This is a genomic window from Hydrogenophaga sp. Root209 (assembly GCF_001428625.1).
Classification (GTDB): domain Bacteria; phylum Pseudomonadota; class Gammaproteobacteria; order Burkholderiales; family Burkholderiaceae_C; genus Hydrogenophaga.
In genome coordinates, this window is record NZ_LMIE01000003.1 from 39,904 (window position 1) to 56,026 (window position 16,123).

Here is a 16,123-nt window from a genome sequence, read left to right on the forward strand (position 1 = left end):
GTCATACCTCAACACCGCACGGGACCCCGGGATGGATATCACCCAATTGCTCGCCTTCAGCGTCAAGAACAAAGCATCCGATCTTCACCTCTCGGCCGGTCTCCCACCCATGATACGGGTGCATGGTGACGTGCGACGGATCAACGTCGAACCGCTGGACCACAAGCAGGTCCACGGCATGGTGTACGACATCATGAACGACAGCCAGCGCAAGCAATACGAAGAGTTCCTGGAGTGCGACTTCTCGTTCGAGATCGAAGGCCTGTCGCGTTTTCGCGTCAACGCCTTCAACCACAACCGCGGTGCCGGCGCGGTGTTCCGCACCATCCCGAGCAAGATCCTGACGCTGGAGCAACTCAACGCGCCCAAGATCTTCGGCGACCTTGCCTTGCGCCCGCGCGGCCTGGTGTTGGTGACCGGCCCCACGGGTTCGGGCAAGTCGACGACGCTGGCCGGGATGGTCAACCACCTCAACGAGACCGAGTACGGCCACATCCTCACCGTGGAAGACCCGGTGGAATTCGTGCACGAGTCCAAGAAGTGTCTGGTGAACCAGCGTGAGGTCGGTCCGCACACCTTGAGCTTTGCCAACGCGCTGCGCTCGGCCCTGCGCGAAGACCCGGACGCGATCCTGGTGGGCGAGATGCGCGACCTGGAAACCATCCGCCTGGCCATGACGGCGGCAGAGACCGGCCACCTGGTCTTCGGCACGCTGCACACCTCGAGCGCGGCCAAGACGATCGACCGCATCATCGACGTGTTCCCGGCCGAAGAGAAAGACATGGTGCGAGCCATGTTGTCCGAATCGCTGGTGGCCGTGATCTCGCAGACGCTGTGCAAGACCAAGGACGGCACGGGCCGGGTGGCGGCACACGAAATCATGCTGGGCACCAGCGCGATCCGCAACTTGATCCGCGAGGCCAAAGTGGCGCAGATGTACTCGGCCATCCAGACCGGCAGCAACGTGGGCATGCAGACGCTGGACCAGAACCTCTCGGAGCTGGTCAAGCGCAACGTGATCAGCCCGGCCGAAGCACGCGGCAAAGCCAAGATCCCGGAAAACTTCCCTGGCTAGTCATGACGACCCCCACGCTCCACCGCTGCGCGGGTCGCTGCCCCCCGAGGGGGCTGGCCTTGCTTGGGGCGGCCCTGCGCGACGGCCGCCTCTGCTGATCTAAAGGACTTTCAATGGAACGCGACCAGGCATCGAAATTCGTCAACGACCTGCTGCGCCTGATGCTCAGCCGCAGCGGCAGCGACCTCTTCCTCACCGCCGACTTCCCGCCGGCCATCAAGGTGGACGGATCGGTGGTCAAGGTGTCGCCACAACCGCTGAACGGGTCGCACACGCTGGCGCTGGCGCGCGCCATCATGAACGACAAGCAGGCCGCCGAGTTCGAGCGCACCAAGGAGTGCAACTTCGCGATCTCACCACCCGCCATCGGCCGCTTCCGCGTGAGCGCGTTCATCCAGCAGGGCAAGGTCGGCATGGTGATGCGGACCATTCCCGCCGTACTGCCCACCATCGACAAGCTCGGCCTGCCGCAGGTGTTGAAAGACGTGTCGCTGTCCAAGCGCGGGCTGTGCATCCTGGTGGGCGCCACGGGTTCGGGCAAGTCCACGTCGCTCGCCGCCATGGTCGACTGGCGCAACGAGAACACGCACGGCCACATCATCACCATCGAAGACCCGGTGGAGTTCGTGCACCCTCACAAGAACTGCGTGGTGACGCAGCGCGAAGTGGGCCTGGACACCGACAGCTGGGAAGCCGCGCTCAAGAACACGCTGCGCCAGGCGCCCGACGTGATCCTGATGGGCGAGATCCGCGACCGCGAAACCATGGAACACGCGATCCAGTTCAGCGAAACCGGCCACCTCTGCCTGGCCACCCTGCACGCCAACAGCGCCAACCAGGCGCTGGACCGCATCATCAACTTCTTCCCCGAAGAGCGCCGCGCTCAGTTGCTGATGGACCTCTCGCTCAACTTGCGCGCCCTGGTGTCGCAGCGACTGATTCCACGCCAGGACAACAAGGGCCGCCACGCCGCCGTGGAGATCATGTTGAATTCACCACTGATCTCCGACCTGATCTTCAAAGGTGATGTGGCCGAGATCAAGGAGATCATGAAGAAGAGCAACCAGATGGGCATGCAGACGTTTGACCAGGCGCTCTTCAACGCCTTCGAAGCCAACCTGATCACGTTTGAAGACGCGCTGCGCAACGCAGATTCGCTCAACGATCTGCGCCTGCAGATCAAGCTCAACAGCCAGCGCGCCAAGACGCTGGACCTGGCTGCGGGCACCGAGCACCTCACGATCGTGTAACCCCCCCCGCGCCGCACCTGCGGTGCGTCACCCCCTCAGGGGGCAATGCCTGCAGCCTGGCAAAGCCAGTTCCGCGGCATTCTTGAAAACACCAAAGAGACCATCTCATGAGCAACATTGCAGAGAAAACCTACGAATCCGTGGCCCCAAAGAAGGTGGCCTTCATCGGCCTGGGTGTCATGGGCTACCCCATGGCTGGGCATCTGGCGCGGGCCGGGCATTCGGTGACGGTCTACAACCGCTCCAGCGCCAAGGCCGCCGCCTGGGTGGCCGAATTCGATGGTGCGCACAAGCCAACGCCGCGCGAAGCGGCGCAGGGCGCCGACATCGTGTTCGCCTGCGTGGGCAACGACGACGACCTGCGCTCCATCACGCTGGGTGCGGACGGTGCGTTCACCGGCATGGCTTCAGGCGCGATCTTCGTCGACCACACCACGGCCTCGGCCGACGTGGCGCGCGAGCTGTACCAGGCCGCCAAGACCCTGGGCCTGTCGTTCGTGGATGCCCCCGTGTCGGGCGGTCAGGCCGGTGCCGTCAATGGCCTGCTCACCGTGATGTGCGGTGGTGACCCCGCGGCCTTCGATGCGGTGAAACCTGCGGCCATGGCCTTCTCGCGCGCCTTCACGCTGCTGGGCGAAACCGGCGCCGGCCAGCTGACCAAGATGGTCAACCAGATCTGCATCGCTGGCCTGGTGCAAGGCCTGTCGGAGGCCATCGCCTTCGGTCAGAAGGCCGGACTGGACATGAACCAGGTGCTGGACGTGATCGGCAAGGGTGCCGCGCAGAGCTGGCAGCTCGACAACCGGGGCAAGACCATGGTGGCCGACAAGTTCGACTTCGGCTTTGCGGTGGACTGGATGCGCAAGGACCTGGGCCTGGTGCTCGACGAGGCCAAGCGCAACGGTGCGCGCCTGCCGGTCACCGCCTTGGTGGACCAGTTCTACGCCGACGTGCAGGCCATGGGTGGCAACCGCCTGGACACGTCCAGCCTGATCAAACGCCTGAAATAGGCCCCCCCCGCGCCACGCCTTCGGCGTGTCACCCCTCAAGGGGCAACACCTGCGGCCTGGCAAAGCCAGTTCCGCGGTGTTCTTGCCCGAGATAGTGCTATCGGGCTGGCGCAGGCTGGGGCTGCATGTTGGCGAGTTCCTGCTCGGTGATGATCTCGAACACACGCACCACGCGCGACACACCAGGTGTGTTGCGCGCGAGGTCGGTCGCGCGGTCGGCTTCGCGCTGAGTCACGCGGCCCATCAGGTACACCGTGCCGCGCTCGGTCACCACCTTGAAGGCGCTGGCCGAGAGATCTTTCGCATCCACCAGCGAAGCCTTGAGACGGCCGGTGATCAGCGTGTCTGTCGCGCGCTCCTTGAACGACGGGCTGCTGGTCACGCCGAGTTCGTTGATGACCGCACGGACGTTCTCAACGCCGGTGACGATCTGGGTGATCTGCGTTTTGACCGCTTCGCTGGACGCTTCGCCAGTGAGCAGCACGCGGCGGTTGTAGCTGGAGACGGCGACGCGCGCCTGCGCATCGCCCAGTTCGTCCTTGAGGCGGTTGGACGCCCGCAGTTCGATGCCCTGATCGTCGAGCTGGGCGCCCGAGGTGCGGCGGTCCACCGCCACCAGGGCGCCCACGGCCGCACCGCCAACCACCAGGGGGGCGCAGGCGCTCAGCGTGGCGCCGATCGAGGCCACGACCAGGGCAGCGGCGGCGATGCGGTGCAGGGAAACGGTTTTGATCGGGTTCATGAGGCACTCTCCATGTTGGGGTTTGACACGTCGGGCAGGCCCAGCAGCTGGGCATCCACACCGTCACAAATGCAGTGCAACACGATGTGATGCACTTCCAGAATCCGGGCGGCGAGGTCGTGTGGCACGCAGATGTGCACATCGGTGTCGCGCAGCAGCAGCGCCAGCTGGCCACCGCGCGCACCAGTGAGGGCCACCACGGTCATGTCGCGCTCGTGCGCGGCCTCCACCGCCGCCAGCACGTTGGACGAGTTGCCGGACGTGGTGAGCGCCAGCAGCACGTCGCCGGCCTGGCCGAGCGCGCGCACCTGGCGCGCATAGACCGAGCGCACATCGAAGTCGTTGGCGATGCCGGTGAGCACCGCGGCGTCGGCCGAGAGCGAGAACGCGGCGAGCTCGGGGCGTTCACGGTCGTAGCGGCCAACGAAGCTCGCGGCGAAATGCTGAGCGGCGGCAGCCGATGCGCCGTTGCCGCACGAGAGCACCTTGCCACCGCCGGTGACGCTGGCCAGTACGGCGTTGGTCGCGGCCTCAACAACCGGCGCGAGCGACTGCGCGCACTGGTACTTCAGATCGGCACTGTCGATGAACTGTTGCTGGATGCGTTGCAGAAGCATGGGGCGATCATAGCGGTGGGGTCTGTATCAAATTGCGCCGGAGGCATCGAAGGCCGCCCGCAGCCAGTCGATGTGGCCGCTGGCGCCGTCGATCAGCACCGCGTCGAAACGGCATGGGGGTTCTGAGCCCAGGCGCAGCAAAAAGTGCCGCGCGGCGAACACGATGCGGCGCTGCTTGAGGGGCGTGACGCTGGCACCCGCGCCGCCCTGGCGCTGGCTGGCGCGCTGACGCACCTCAATGAAGACCAGCGTGCCGTCGGGCTCACGCATAATCAAATCGATCTCGCCACCGCCCCGTCCCGGGGTCTTGAAATTGCGCTGGACCAGCTTCAAGCCCTGGCGCTGCAGGTGCAGCAGCGCGGCGTCTTCGGCCGCGTCACCCCGGGCCTTGGTGGTCGGTGCAGGGGCCATTGGCGCCCGGTCTTTTCTGGAACTCCACATTGTCTGCAAGCTCTCCATCCCTGTTGGCGGCCGCGCGCGACGCGGCGGCGCACCAGCATTATCCGCAGGGCGCGCTCTACATGGTCGCGACACCGATCGGCAACCTGGCCGACATCGGGCTGCGCGCGCTGCAGGTGCTCTCGCTGGTGGACTCCGTGGCCTGCGAAGACACGCGCCACACCGCCGCGCTGCTGCAGGGCTACGGCCTGCACAAGCCGCTGCTGGCCCTGCATGAGCACAACGAGGCCGAGGCTGCGCAGACGGTGGTGCAGCGCCTGCAGGCCGGCCAGCGCGTGGCCTACGTGAGTGACGCCGGCACGCCCGGCGTGAGCGACCCGGGCGCGCGCCTGGTGGCGGCCGTCAACGCCGCTGGCTTGCGCAGCGTGCCGATCCCCGGCGCGAGCAGCATCACTGCCTTGCTCAGTGTCTCGGGCACGGTGGCGGGCATGGGGGGCTGGGACGGGCGCTTCGTGTTCGCCGGCTTTCTGGCCAGCAAGGCAGCCGAGCGCCAGCGCGAGGTGCAGCTGATGGGCTCCGATGCCCGCGCCTGCGTGTTGCTCGAAGCGCCGCACCGCATCGAGGCATTGGCCAAGGACCTGGGGCTGCTGGGCGAACGCATGCTCACCGTGGGCCGTGAACTCACCAAACAGTTCGAGGAAGTGGGGCATCTGAAGGCGCAGGACTTCACCGCGTGGTTGCAGGCCAACGCCAACCGCACACGCGGTGAATTCGTGCTGCTGGTGCATCCCCAGCCAGCCACGACGCAGGCCGAAGGTAGCGTGGACGCGGCTGCGTTGCGCACGCTGGACGTGCTGTTGAAAGAACTGCCCTTGAAGACCGCGGTGAAGCTGTGCGCCGAGATCACCGGCCAGCCCCGCAACGCGCTCTACGACGCTGCGCTGGCGCGGCGCCAGGACGGCGCCGGTTCAGACGACTGAGGTCAGCGGATCACGCGCGCCATCGGGTCCTGCCCGGAACGCGGAGCCGGTGCATTCGGTACCTCGTGGGCCTGCACGTCGACCACATCGCCCATGGGCTGGGCAGGGCCACGGCCCGGCCACACGCCCTGGGTGTAGCGCTGCGAGGTCTCGCGGAAGCGGTTGAACACCACCAGGGGCGCTGGCTTGCGGCCGGTGATCAGCGCCCAGAGCGAGATGCCCAGCACCACCACCAGCGTGGCCAGCAGCAGGCTGAGCACGAACGCCAGCGCCATCACACCGAGCGCGAGCTTGAGAACACCGCGCACCACGCGGGCAAAAAAGTCGAATAAACCGTTCATATGAGTGACTGAGCCCCAAGGGCCGATGTTGGTTCCGCGGTCAGGCTGTGCACCGATTCAGCCCACACCGGCGTCCGGGCCAAACATGTTGCACATGGAGCCATTGTCCCCGCATGCAAGGTCTGCCGGCGCACCGACGGTCGTCACACCGACCGGTGACACTGGCTGATATGCTGACCGCTGCTCGCGCGCGCAGCCCGCGCGAGGTCCATCCAAGGCCCCCATGAAACCGATATACCAGTACTTTTTTCGCGGCCTGATCACGTTCCTGCCGCTGGCCATCACGGTCTATGTGCTCTACCTCACCGTGGCCTGGATCGAGTCGATCGCCATGTGGATGATCCGCCCCTTCATCGGCGACTTCTACCTGCCCGGCCTGGGCATCGTGCTGGGCGCGGGGCTCATCCTTGGGCTGGGTTTCCTGATCTCGCAGCCCAATGTGGCGCGCTGGCTCTCGTGGATCGAACTGCCGTTCACCAACCTGCCGGTGGTCAAGAGCATCTACTCATCGCTCAAGAGTTTTGCCGACTACTTCTCGCCCCACAAGGACACCCCGCAGCAGGCCGTGGTCGTGCTGCGCATGCCCGGCAACGAGATGTCCATCGTCGGGCTGGTCACGCGCCAGAACATGCAGGACCTGCCGCCCGGACTGGCCGAGCTGGACCAGGTGGCCGTGTACCTGCCCATGGGCTACATGATCGGCGGCTACACCGTCTTCGTGCCGCGCAGCTGGATCACGCCGATCGAGATGTCGGTCGAGGAGGCGATGCGCTCTTCGTTGCTGGCCTGGATGGCATCGAGCCGCAACGGCGACAGGACCGCCGTCCCGGAGCCCACCGAGCTCACCCGCCCCGCCCCATGAGCGCCGCCCGGCCGTTCCGAAGGCGCTCAGCCCCGCAGTGCGCAGCACGGAGGGTAGTCCAGTGAGCATCCGCCACCTCGACGCCCTCTTTTCACCCGCCTCGGTGGCCGTGATCGGGGCCTCAATGCGGCCCGCCAGCGTGGGTGGCACGGTGTGGCGCAACCTGAACAACGGGGACTTCAAGGGCGCGCTGTACGCGGTCAACCCCAAACACGCCGAGCTCGACGGCGTGAAAGCCTGGGCCTCGGTGGCCGCGCTGCCGGCAGCCCCCGAGCTGGCCATCCTGTGCACCCCGGCGGCCACCATCGTGGGGTTGATCACGGAGCTGGGCGCACGCGGTACCCGCGCGGCGATCGTGCTCACCGCCGGGCTGGACGCCGCGCAGAAGCAGGCCATGCTCGATGCGGCGCGCCTGCACACGCTGCGCATCCTCGGGCCCAACTGCATCGGCATGCTGGTGCCGCACCTGGGCCTCAACGCCAGCTTCGCGCACACCGGCGCGCTGCCGGGCGAACTGGCCTTCGTGTCGCAGTCGGGCGCCCTGGTCACGGCCATGCTGGACTGGGCGGGCTCGCGCGGCATCGGCTTCTCGCACTTCGTTTCGCTCGGCGAACGCGCCGATGTCGACTTCGGCGACATGCTCGACTTCCTGGGCAGCGACCCCAAGACGCGCGCCATCCTGCTCTATATCGAAAGCATCGAAGAGCCGCGCAAGTTCATGTCGGCCGCGCGCGCGGCGGCGCGCAACAAGCCGGTGATCGTGGTCAAAGCCGGACGTTCGGCCGCGGGGCAACAGGCCGCCGCCTCACACACCGGTGCGCTCGCCGGGTCCGACGCGGTGTTCGACGCGGCGATCGCGCGCGCCGGCATGCTGCGCGTGAACACCTTGCAAGACCTGTTTCTCGCCGCCGAAACCCTCTCCCGCTTCCACGGCAACCGGGCTGATCAACTGATCGTGCTCACCAACGGCGGTGGCGCCGGCGTGATGGCGGCCGACGCCGCCGCCACCGAAGGCGTGCCACTGGCCACGCTGGGCGACGAACTGCGTGCCCAGCTCGACGCCGTGCTGCCCGCCAACTGGTCGCACGCCAACCCGGTCGACATCATTGGCGACGCACCGGCCACGCGCTACGTGCAAGCCCTGCAGGCGCTCGAGCAGGACACCGGGAGCGCCGTGCTGTTCATCCACGCGCCCACCGCCATCGTGCCCAGTCTGGAGATTGCTCAAGCGCTGCTGCCGCTGGCCAGCGCCAGCCCGAAGCGCGTGCTGGGTTGCTGGCTGGGAGACGGCGCGGTGGCGCAGGCCCGCGCGCTGTTTCGCGGCGCGGGTGTGCCCGACTTCAACACGCCCGAAGACGCGGTGCGCGCCTTCTCGCTGCTGCGCACCTACCGCGAACACCAGGCCGAGCTGCTGCAGACGCCGCCGGCCCGCAGCGCGGCCCACGCGGCCGATCTGCCGCGCATCCGCGCCATCGTGGACGGGGTGCTGGCCAGCGGGCGCGAACTGCTCACCGAGCCCGAAGCCAAGGACCTGCTGGAAGCCGCCGGCCTGCCGGTGGTGCCCACGCGTGTGGTGGGACCGCTCGCGCAAGAAGCGCAGACAGCCGCCGACGCGCTGGGCTACCCGGTGGCGCTCAAGATCCTGTCGTTCGACATTTCGCACAAATCCGACGTGGGCGGCGTGCGACTGAACCTGGGCAGCGCGGCCGAGGTGGGCGAGGCCTGCGCGACCATGCTGGCGCGCGTGCGCGAACAACGCCCCGATGCCCGGGTGGAAGGCTTCACCGTGCAGACCATGGTGCGCAAGAAGCACGCGCACGAACTCATCATCGGCGCCAGCGTGGACCCGGTGTTCGGCCCGGTGATCCTGTTCGGCCAGGGCGGTGTGGCGGTGGAGGTGCTGGCCGACACCGCCCTGGCCCTGCCGCCACTGAACACCACGCTGGCACTCGCCCAGATGGCGCGCACCCGCGTGGCGAAACTGCTGCGCGGCTACCGTGACGAACCCGCCGCCGATCTGGATGCCATTGCGCAGGTGCTGGTGAGCGTGTCGCAACTGCTGGCCGACGTACCCGAACTCGCCGAGCTTGACATCAACCCGCTGCTGGCCAACCACGAAGGCGCGGTGGCGCTGGACGCTCGCGTGCGCGTCTCGGCCAGCCGCCAGGCCGGCGCCCACCACTTCGCCATCCAGCCCTATCCCCAAGACCTGGTGGAAACCTGGAACTGGCAAGACCAGCCCGTCACGCTGCGCCCGATCCGCCCCGAAGACGAGGCCCAGCACCGCAGCTTCCTGGAAAAGCTCGACCCGGAAGACATCCGCCTGCGCGTGTTCTACAGCCGCCGCCACATCGAGCACAGCGAGCTCGCGCGCCTGACCCAGATCGACTACGCACGCGAGATGGCCTTCATCGCCACCCGCCTGGGAGCAGACGGCGTGGAGGAGACCCTGGGCGCGGTGCGCGCGGCGGTCGATCCCGACAACGACACGGCCGAGTTCGGCGTGATCGTGCGCTCAGACCTCAAGGGCAGTGGGCTTGGGCACAAGCTCATGACCAAGCTGATCGAGCACCTGCGCGCTCGCGGCACGCGGCGGCTGGTGGGCACGGTGCTGCGCATCAACCACGGCATGCTGGAACTTGCGCGCTCGCTGGGTTTCCAAGAGACGACCAACCCCAGCGATCCGGGCGACCACGAAACGCGGTTCGTCGCGCTGGACCTGCCCACCCCAGCCGCGCCACCACCATGAACAACCCATCCAACCGCCGCCACCTCTTGATCGCCAGCGCCGCGGCCCTGGCCGCGCCTGCCTGGTTGCCCTCCGCCCTGGCGCAGGCGAAAAACCTGCGCCCCACGCCCAGCCAGACCGAGGGCCCCTTCTACCCTGTGACCCTGCCGGCCGACAGCGACGCCGACCTGCTCAAGAACGGCAACGTGAACTACGGCCAAGGCCAGCCGGCCTGGGTCGAGGGCACGGTGGTCGATCTGGCCGGCGTGCCGGTCTCGGGCGCGGTGGTCGAGATCTGGCAGTGCGACCATGCAGGCCACTACCACCACCCGGGCGACGGCGGCCGGGCCGACCCGGCGTTTCAGGGCTTCGGCAAGGTCACGGTGGGGCGCGACGGGCGCTACCGCTTCCGCACCATCCGCCCGGTGCAGTACACCGGGCGCACGCCGCACATCCATGTGAAGGTGCGGCTGGACCGCATGGAGCTGCTCACCACGCAGCTCTATGTGGCCGGGGATCCGGGCAACGAGCGCGACGGACTCTGGCGGCGGCTGAGCGAAGAAGGTCGCGCCGCGCTCACCGTCCCGTTCACACCCGGCAATGACGGCGTGCGCGCCACCTTTCCCATCGTTGTTCAAGCCTGATGGATTCGCTCACCCAGATTGCACTGGGTTCTGCGGTCAGCGTGGCCGTGATGGGCCGGCGCACGGCGGTGTGGAAGGCGGCGCTGTGGGGTGCCATCGGTGGCACCCTGCCCGATCTCGATGCCTTCATCGACCATGGGGACGCCGTCCTCAACATGACGCGCCACCGCGCCGAGAGCCATGCGCTGTTCTTCCTCACGCTGGCCGCGCCGGTGCTGGCCTGGATCGCCTCGCGCATCCACGGTGAAGCGGCGCTGTTCAAGCGCTGGTGGCTGGCGTTGTGGCTGGTGCTCATCACGCACCCGCTGCTCGACGCCATGACGGTGTACGGCACGCAGCTGCTGCAGCCGTTCACCGATCACCCGTATGGCGTGGGCAGCATTTTCATCATCGATCCGCTCTACACCGTGCCGCTGATCGTGGGCGTGGTCGCCGCGCTGCGCCTCAAGAACACGCGTGGACTCGGCTGGAACCTGGCCGGTCTGGCGTTCACCACGCTCTACCTTGCCTGGAGTGTGGGCGCGCAGCAGCACGCCACGCAGGTCGCTCGCGCCTCGCTGCAGCAAGACGGCATTCCCGCCACCGGCCTGCTGGTCACGCCCTCGCCCTTCAACACGGTGCTGTGGCGGCTGGTGGCCACCACGCCGACGCACTACTTCGAGGGTCATTACTCATTGCTGGACGACGACCAGCGGATCGTCTGGACGCGGCACGAGCGCGGGGCCGGTCTGCTGGAACGGCACGCTGACGAGCCGTCGGTGGCGCGCATGGCGGCGTTCACCCACGGTTTCTACAGCGTGTCGCAAACGGGTGGGCGCCTGTTCGTGACCGACCTGCGCATGGGCCAGGAGCCCAGCTACACCTTCCGCTTCGATTTGGGCACGCAGGCCGCGCGCGCCAACGGCGGGCACCGACCCACGCTCAACGGGCAGCGGCCCGACATTGGCGCAGCGCTTGACTGGTTGTGGCGCCGGATGTGGGGCGAGCGCATTCCCTCGCCTGGCCCGGGTACTTGAGCGGCCGCCGGTTGGGACGCTCGCTCAACCCAGAACGACCGTCGCCGCAATGGTCGCCACACCCAGGATCAGGTTGACGCCGACCCAGGTGCGGATGGAAGCCAGTGCAGCGCCGCCGGCGGGCCAGTCGCTCGCGCTCACGGCGCGTGTGAGGCGTTTGAACAGCGCGAAGCGGATGTGGCCGAAGATCACGACCATCAGGATGCCCAAGGTGGCCATCACGGTCCAGCCCAGTGGCATGTTGAACGACAGACCCGCCTGCACCGACTCCTTGGCCACACGCCCGATCATCCAAAGGCCCGTGACCAGCACCAGCACCGCCACGACCAGCACGACGGCGAAAAAGCGCTTGAGCACGTCGTGCATCAGACGGACGCGCAGCGGGGGTTCGAGAAATTGCACGGACGGACGCAAGAAGGCATGGGCGAAGAACATGCCGCCGATCCACAGAACGATGGACAGGACGTGGATGAGCTTGAGGCTGGCGTAGATCATGGGGCGCTTTCGTTGGAGAGAAAAATCAGACGTCGGACAGCACGCCGTTCACGCGGCGCTGCAGGCGGTAGGGCGGCAAGCCTTGCAGCATGCGCCGGCCGTAGCTCTGGCGCAGCAGGCGCGCGTCGTAGCAGACCACCACGGCCTCGTCGGTTTCGCTGCGCAGCGCGCGCCCGGTCCACTGCAGCAGGCGCGCACCGGTGGCGGGCACCACCAGTTCGCTGAACGGGTCGCGGCCCTGCGCCTTGAGCCAGTCGGCGCGCGCCTGGCCCACGGGATCGCTGGGCGAGGCGAAGGGCAGCTTGGTGATGAACACCCACTCGCACAGCTCGCCCGGCAGATCGAGCCCTTCGCCGAACGACTGCAGCCCGAACAGGATGGAGGATTCACCCTCGGCCACACGCTCGGCATGGCGGCGCAGCAGCACGGTGCGCGAGGCCTCACCCTGCACCAGCACGCGCTCGCGCAGCGCGCCGTGTTCGCCGCGCTCCAGCAGGCCCTGCGCCTGGCGCATTTGCGCCCTGGAGGTGAACAGCACCAGCGCGCCGCGCTTGACCTCGCGCAGGTCGGCCATGAGCGAGGCCAGCATCTCGCGCGTGTAGCCCTCCACGTCCTTGGGGTCGGCCACGGTCTGCACCACCACCAGCCGGCCCTGGCGCGCGTGGTCGAACGGGCTCTGCACCTCGCGCGCGGCCACCGCTTCGTCGTAAGCCAGACCGGACTCGTGCAGGAAATGGTCGAAGTTGCCGCAGGTCACCAGCGAAGCCGAGGTGACCACGGCCGCGCGCACCTTGTTCCACAGGTGGTTGCGCAGCAGGCTGCCGGGTTGCAGCGGGCAGGCGTGCGCAGTGAGCGTGACCAGGCCGTGGTGGATGCCGGCCTCCAGCCACTTGGCCAGCGGCGGCTGGCCGTCGGTGGGGGCCTGCATCCACAGCGTGGCGGTTTCCTGCGCGCTCTGCAGACGTGGCGCGAGCACGCCCAGGCGGCTGTAGAGCTTGGCGCAGCGCGCGGCGTCGCTCGGGTTTTCACGCGCGTTGGCCTTGAGCTGCGTGGCCAGGGCTTCAAACACCTTGAGCAGCGCGCTGGCGTTGGCGTGCATCTGCGCCACCACCTCGCTCCAGCCGGGCGGCAGCACGCCGCCGTCGAAGCGGTCGACGATGGGCGGGGCGTCACCCCACCGTTCGGGCTGAGCTTGTCGAAGCCCCGCGCGCGCAGACCCGGAGAGCCCTTCGACAGGCTCAGGGCGAACGGAAGTGTGCGTTCGCCCAGTCAGCTGAGCCCATGCCGGCAACGCGCCGATGCGCTGCATGGCCAGGCGCGCGAGTTCTCCCTGCGCGGTCTTGAGGTCCTTGGCGAGTTGCGCCACGTCCGAGGTGGGACGGGCATCCAGCGCACCGGCCACCTCGTCCACCGCGCGCGGCAGCTTGTCCAGCCATTGGCTGCGCATGAGGTCCATGGACGCGGTGAACTGGCCTTGCGCCACCGCGCCCAGATGGTGCGCCTCATCGAACACCACATAACAATCCTGCGGCGCAGGCAGCGCGTGCAGGCCGAGCGTGGAGAGCAGCAGGTCGTGGTTGACCACGATCACCTGCGCCTGCGCCAGCCTGGCGCGCGCCTGGTAGTAGCTGCAGCTGTTGTAGCTCGGGCAATGGCGCGCGGTGCAGGTGTGGCGCTCGGCGGCCACGGGGCCCCACAGGCTGCCGTCGGGCGGTTCATCGAGCCGGTCGCGATCCCCGTCCCAGCTGCCGCCGTCCAGCGCGTTGGCCCAGGCGGTGTACTGCACGCCGCGCTCCTGCCAGCGCGCCGCTGCGGAAGCCGAAGCCACGGCGCGCGCGGCCACGCCCGAGGCGCTGGTGTCGGTGGGGGCGTCGTCGCTCTCGAACAGGTCGGCGCTCGCCGCGTCGCCGCCCGAGAGCTGGTCGAGCTTCAAGCGGCACACGTAGCGCCCACGCCCCTTGGCCAGTGCAAAGCTGAAGGGTTGGGGCAGCGTGGCGGCCAGGGCCGGCAGGTCCTTGGCGATCAGCTGTTCCTGCAGCGCCACGGTGGCGGTGGAGATGATCACGCGCTTTTGCTGCGCCAATGCCAGCGGGATGACGGTGGCCGCGTACGCCGCCGATTTGCCCACGCCGGTGCCGGCCTGCACCACCGCGATGCCGCGCGCGGGCAGTGCCGCGTCCGAGGCCACCGAGTCGTCGCCCGGCGTCACGCCAGCGAGCGTGTGCGCGATGTGCGCGGCCATCTCGCGCTGGCCCGGTCGGGCGCGGTAGCCGCCCGCGTGCGCCACCACGTGGTCGAAGGCCGCCAGGGCCAGCGCCTCGCGCGCCAGCGGGCCGGTGGGCAGCGCGGGTGTTTCGTCAGCGATCGGCTCGAGGATGGTGGACATGCGGGGAGGGGAGGCGAGAAGGCAAAGCGCGATTGTCCCAGACAGCATGCCTGCCCCGGGGTCAGGGCGCCTGGGTGGTAGCCTGACGGTTCGTCCAACACCGGAGATCGTCATGGCCCATTCCATCGAACACCAGGACAACGGCTCGCGCGGCGCCTTCTACATCCAGCGCAACGGGCAGCGCACCGCCGAGATGACCTACAGCCGCACCCACCCGTCGCTGGTCATCGTCGACCACACCTATGTGGACCCGAGCCTCAGGGGGCACGGCGTGGCACGCCAGTTGCAAGACGCCATGGTGGCCTGGGCCCGTGGGACCGAGACGAAAGTCATCCCTGTCTGTTCGTACGTGAAAGTCCAGTTCGACCGGGATCCATCGATCCGCGATGTTCTGGCATAACCGCCCCTTCACCGACACCCTCGCCCTGGCGCCCATGACCACCACACCCCGCCCGAAACGCAAGCCCACCCCCCGCACCGCCAGCGGCAAGTTGCCGATCGATCTCGCGCTGCAAGGCGGCGGCTCGCACGGCGCCTTCACCTGGGGCGTGCTCGACCGCTTGCTGGAAGAAGAATCGCTGGAGATCTCGGCCATCAGCGGCACCAGCGCCGGCGCCATGAACGCGGTGGCCCTGGCCGCTGGCCTCATGGAAGGCGGGCGCGACGGCGCGCGGCGCGTGCTGCGCCAGTTCTGGACGCGGGTGGCCGAAATCTCGCCCTTTCACAAGCTGCAGAGCAGTCCGCTGAGCGCGGCGTTCGGCCCGGCGCAGGCGCTCATGGCGCCGTGGCTGGCGCCGTTCAAACAGTTCAACGCGGCGCTGGGCAGCCAGCTCTCGCCCTACCAGCTCAACCCGCTCAACCTCAACCCGCTGCGCGACATCCTGGTGGAGACGGTGGATTTCAAACGCGTGTGCGCCTGCCACAAGACGCAGCTCTTCATCTCGGCCACGCAGGTGCGCACCGGCGCACTGCGCGTGTTCGGCCAGCACGAACTCACGGCCGACATGGTGATGGCCTCGGCCTGCCTGCCGCTCCTCTTCCAGGCGGTGGAGATCGACGGCGAGGCCTACTGGGACGGTGGCTACGCGGGCAACCCCTCGCTCATGCCGCTGATCACCGACACGCCGGCCGACGACCTGCTGCTGGTGCAGATCAACCCGGTGCTGCGCGACACCGTGCCCCGGCGCGCCAGCGACATCCTGGACCGCATCAACGAAGTGACGTTCAACGCCAGCCTGCTCAAGGAGATGCGCAGCATCGCGCTGCTCAAGCAACTCATCGAGGGCGAAGGCCGCGCCGGCCAACGCCACCGCCAGCCGCTGTTCAAGCGCGTGCAGGACCTGCGCGTGCACCTGATCGACGGCGGCGAATCGCTCAGCCCGCTGGGCGCGGCCAGCAAGACCGAAACGCAGTGGTCCTTCCTCTCCAAGCTGCACGAACTCGGCCATGCCTCGGCCGATCGCTGGCTGCTCGCCCACGGGCAGCACCTGGGCGAGCGCAGCAGCTTCGACCTGGCCGGTGTGCTCGACGGTTGAAGGCCCAGGCCCCTGTCTTCAGTAGAATCGCCGGCCCGATGAC

Annotated in this window: 16 protein-coding genes; 10 read left to right on the forward strand and 6 right to left on the reverse strand. The window is 68.1% G+C overall.

Annotated elements, in window-relative coordinates:
- Nucleotides 1-31: 31 nt before the first annotated feature.
- From ASE11_RS03755 to ASE11_RS03765, 3 genes are all read left to right on the forward strand, one after another.
- Nucleotides 32-1,075: a type IV pilus twitching motility protein PilT gene (locus ASE11_RS03755; RefSeq protein WP_056266376.1), complete on the forward strand. Its 1,044-nt coding sequence runs from the start codon at nucleotides 32-34 to the stop codon at nucleotides 1,073-1,075.
- Between the two features lie 113 nt (nucleotides 1,076-1,188).
- Nucleotides 1,189-2,325: a PilT/PilU family type 4a pilus ATPase gene (locus ASE11_RS03760; protein WP_056266380.1), complete on the forward strand. Its 1,137-nt coding sequence runs from the start codon at nucleotides 1,189-1,191 to the stop codon at nucleotides 2,323-2,325.
- A gap of 107 nt (nucleotides 2,326-2,432) precedes the next feature.
- The gene (locus ASE11_RS03765) at nucleotides 2,433-3,335 is read left to right on the forward strand and encodes an NAD(P)-dependent oxidoreductase (RefSeq protein ID WP_056266382.1); all 903 of its coding nucleotides are present in this window, start codon (nucleotides 2,433-2,435) and stop codon (nucleotides 3,333-3,335) included.
- A gap of 97 nt (nucleotides 3,336-3,432) precedes the next feature.
- Here ASE11_RS03765 and ASE11_RS03770 read toward each other — a convergent pair whose 3' ends face one another.
- From ASE11_RS03770 to ASE11_RS03780, 3 genes are read right to left on the reverse strand one after another with little or no spacing between them, the layout of a single operon-like run.
- Entirely contained in the window at nucleotides 3,433-4,077 is a 645-nt protein-coding gene (locus tag ASE11_RS03770; RefSeq protein ID WP_056266384.1) for a BON domain-containing protein, read from the reverse strand.
- Nucleotides 4,074-4,694 carry an SIS domain-containing protein gene (locus tag ASE11_RS03775; protein WP_056266387.1) on the reverse strand — a complete coding sequence of 207 codons (621 nt, stop codon included), beginning with the start codon at nucleotides 4,692-4,694 and terminating at the stop codon, nucleotides 4,074-4,076. The genes ASE11_RS03770 and ASE11_RS03775 overlap by 4 nt, the downstream gene beginning before the upstream one ends.
- Before the next feature lie 27 nt (nucleotides 4,695-4,721).
- Nucleotides 4,722-5,135, reverse strand: coding sequence for a YraN family protein (locus ASE11_RS03780; protein ID WP_056266390.1), 414 nt, complete (start codon nucleotides 5,133-5,135; stop codon nucleotides 4,722-4,724).
- Between ASE11_RS03780 and rsmI the strand changes: the two genes are divergently transcribed.
- Nucleotides 5,135-6,073 carry a 16S rRNA (cytidine(1402)-2'-O)-methyltransferase gene (gene rsmI / locus ASE11_RS03785; protein ID WP_056266393.1) on the forward strand — a complete coding sequence of 313 codons (939 nt, stop codon included), beginning with the start codon at nucleotides 5,135-5,137 and terminating at the stop codon, nucleotides 6,071-6,073. The two genes, ASE11_RS03780 and rsmI, sit on opposite strands and share 1 nt — an antisense overlap.
- Nucleotides 6,074-6,075: 2 nt before the next feature.
- Here the strand turns inward: rsmI and ASE11_RS03790 are convergent, their stop codons facing one another.
- Nucleotides 6,076-6,414 carry a hypothetical protein gene (locus ASE11_RS03790; protein WP_056266396.1) on the reverse strand — a complete coding sequence of 113 codons (339 nt, stop codon included), beginning with the start codon at nucleotides 6,412-6,414 and terminating at the stop codon, nucleotides 6,076-6,078.
- A gap of 223 nt (nucleotides 6,415-6,637) precedes the next feature.
- Between ASE11_RS03790 and ASE11_RS03795 the strand changes: the two genes are divergently transcribed.
- From ASE11_RS03795 to ASE11_RS03810, 4 genes are all read left to right on the forward strand, one after another.
- Nucleotides 6,638-7,276 (forward strand): DUF502 domain-containing protein, encoded by a 639-nt coding sequence (locus ASE11_RS03795; protein WP_056266400.1) that lies wholly within the window; start codon nucleotides 6,638-6,640, stop codon nucleotides 7,274-7,276.
- 61 nt (nucleotides 7,277-7,337) lie between these two features.
- Nucleotides 7,338-10,025 (forward strand): bifunctional acetate--CoA ligase family protein/GNAT family N-acetyltransferase, encoded by a 2,688-nt coding sequence (locus tag ASE11_RS03800; protein WP_056266403.1) that lies wholly within the window; start codon nucleotides 7,338-7,340, stop codon nucleotides 10,023-10,025.
- Nucleotides 10,022-10,648, forward strand: a complete 627-nt coding sequence (locus tag ASE11_RS03805; protein ID WP_056266405.1) for a protocatechuate 3,4-dioxygenase — start codon at nucleotides 10,022-10,024, stop codon at nucleotides 10,646-10,648. Before ASE11_RS03800 ends, ASE11_RS03805 begins: the two co-directional genes overlap by 4 nt.
- A complete protein-coding gene (locus ASE11_RS03810) occupies nucleotides 10,648-11,664 on the forward strand; it encodes a metal-dependent hydrolase (protein ID WP_056266408.1) in 1,017 nt (338 codons plus the stop codon). Before ASE11_RS03805 ends, ASE11_RS03810 begins: the two co-directional genes overlap by 1 nt.
- Before the next feature lie 24 nt (nucleotides 11,665-11,688).
- Here the strand turns inward: ASE11_RS03810 and ASE11_RS03815 are convergent, their stop codons facing one another.
- Complete coding sequence (locus ASE11_RS03815; RefSeq protein WP_056266409.1) at nucleotides 11,689-12,159, reverse strand: CopD family protein; 471 nt, start codon at nucleotides 12,157-12,159, stop codon at nucleotides 11,689-11,691.
- A 25-nt stretch (nucleotides 12,160-12,184) separates the two neighbouring features.
- Nucleotides 12,185-14,545, reverse strand: coding sequence for an ATP-dependent DNA helicase DinG (gene dinG / locus ASE11_RS03820; protein WP_056266412.1), 2,361 nt, complete (start codon nucleotides 14,543-14,545; stop codon nucleotides 12,185-12,187).
- Nucleotides 14,546-14,657: 112 nt separating this feature from the next.
- On the opposite strand from dinG, the gene ASE11_RS03825 reads away from it, so the two are divergent.
- Entirely contained in the window at nucleotides 14,658-14,945 is a 288-nt protein-coding gene (locus ASE11_RS03825; protein ID WP_056266417.1) for a GNAT family N-acetyltransferase, read from the forward strand.
- 34 nt (nucleotides 14,946-14,979) lie between these two features.
- The gene (locus tag ASE11_RS03830; protein ID WP_082585516.1) at nucleotides 14,980-16,080 is read left to right on the forward strand and encodes a patatin-like phospholipase family protein; all 1,101 of its coding nucleotides are present in this window, start codon (nucleotides 14,980-14,982) and stop codon (nucleotides 16,078-16,080) included.
- Nucleotides 16,081-16,123: the final 43 nt, after the last annotated feature.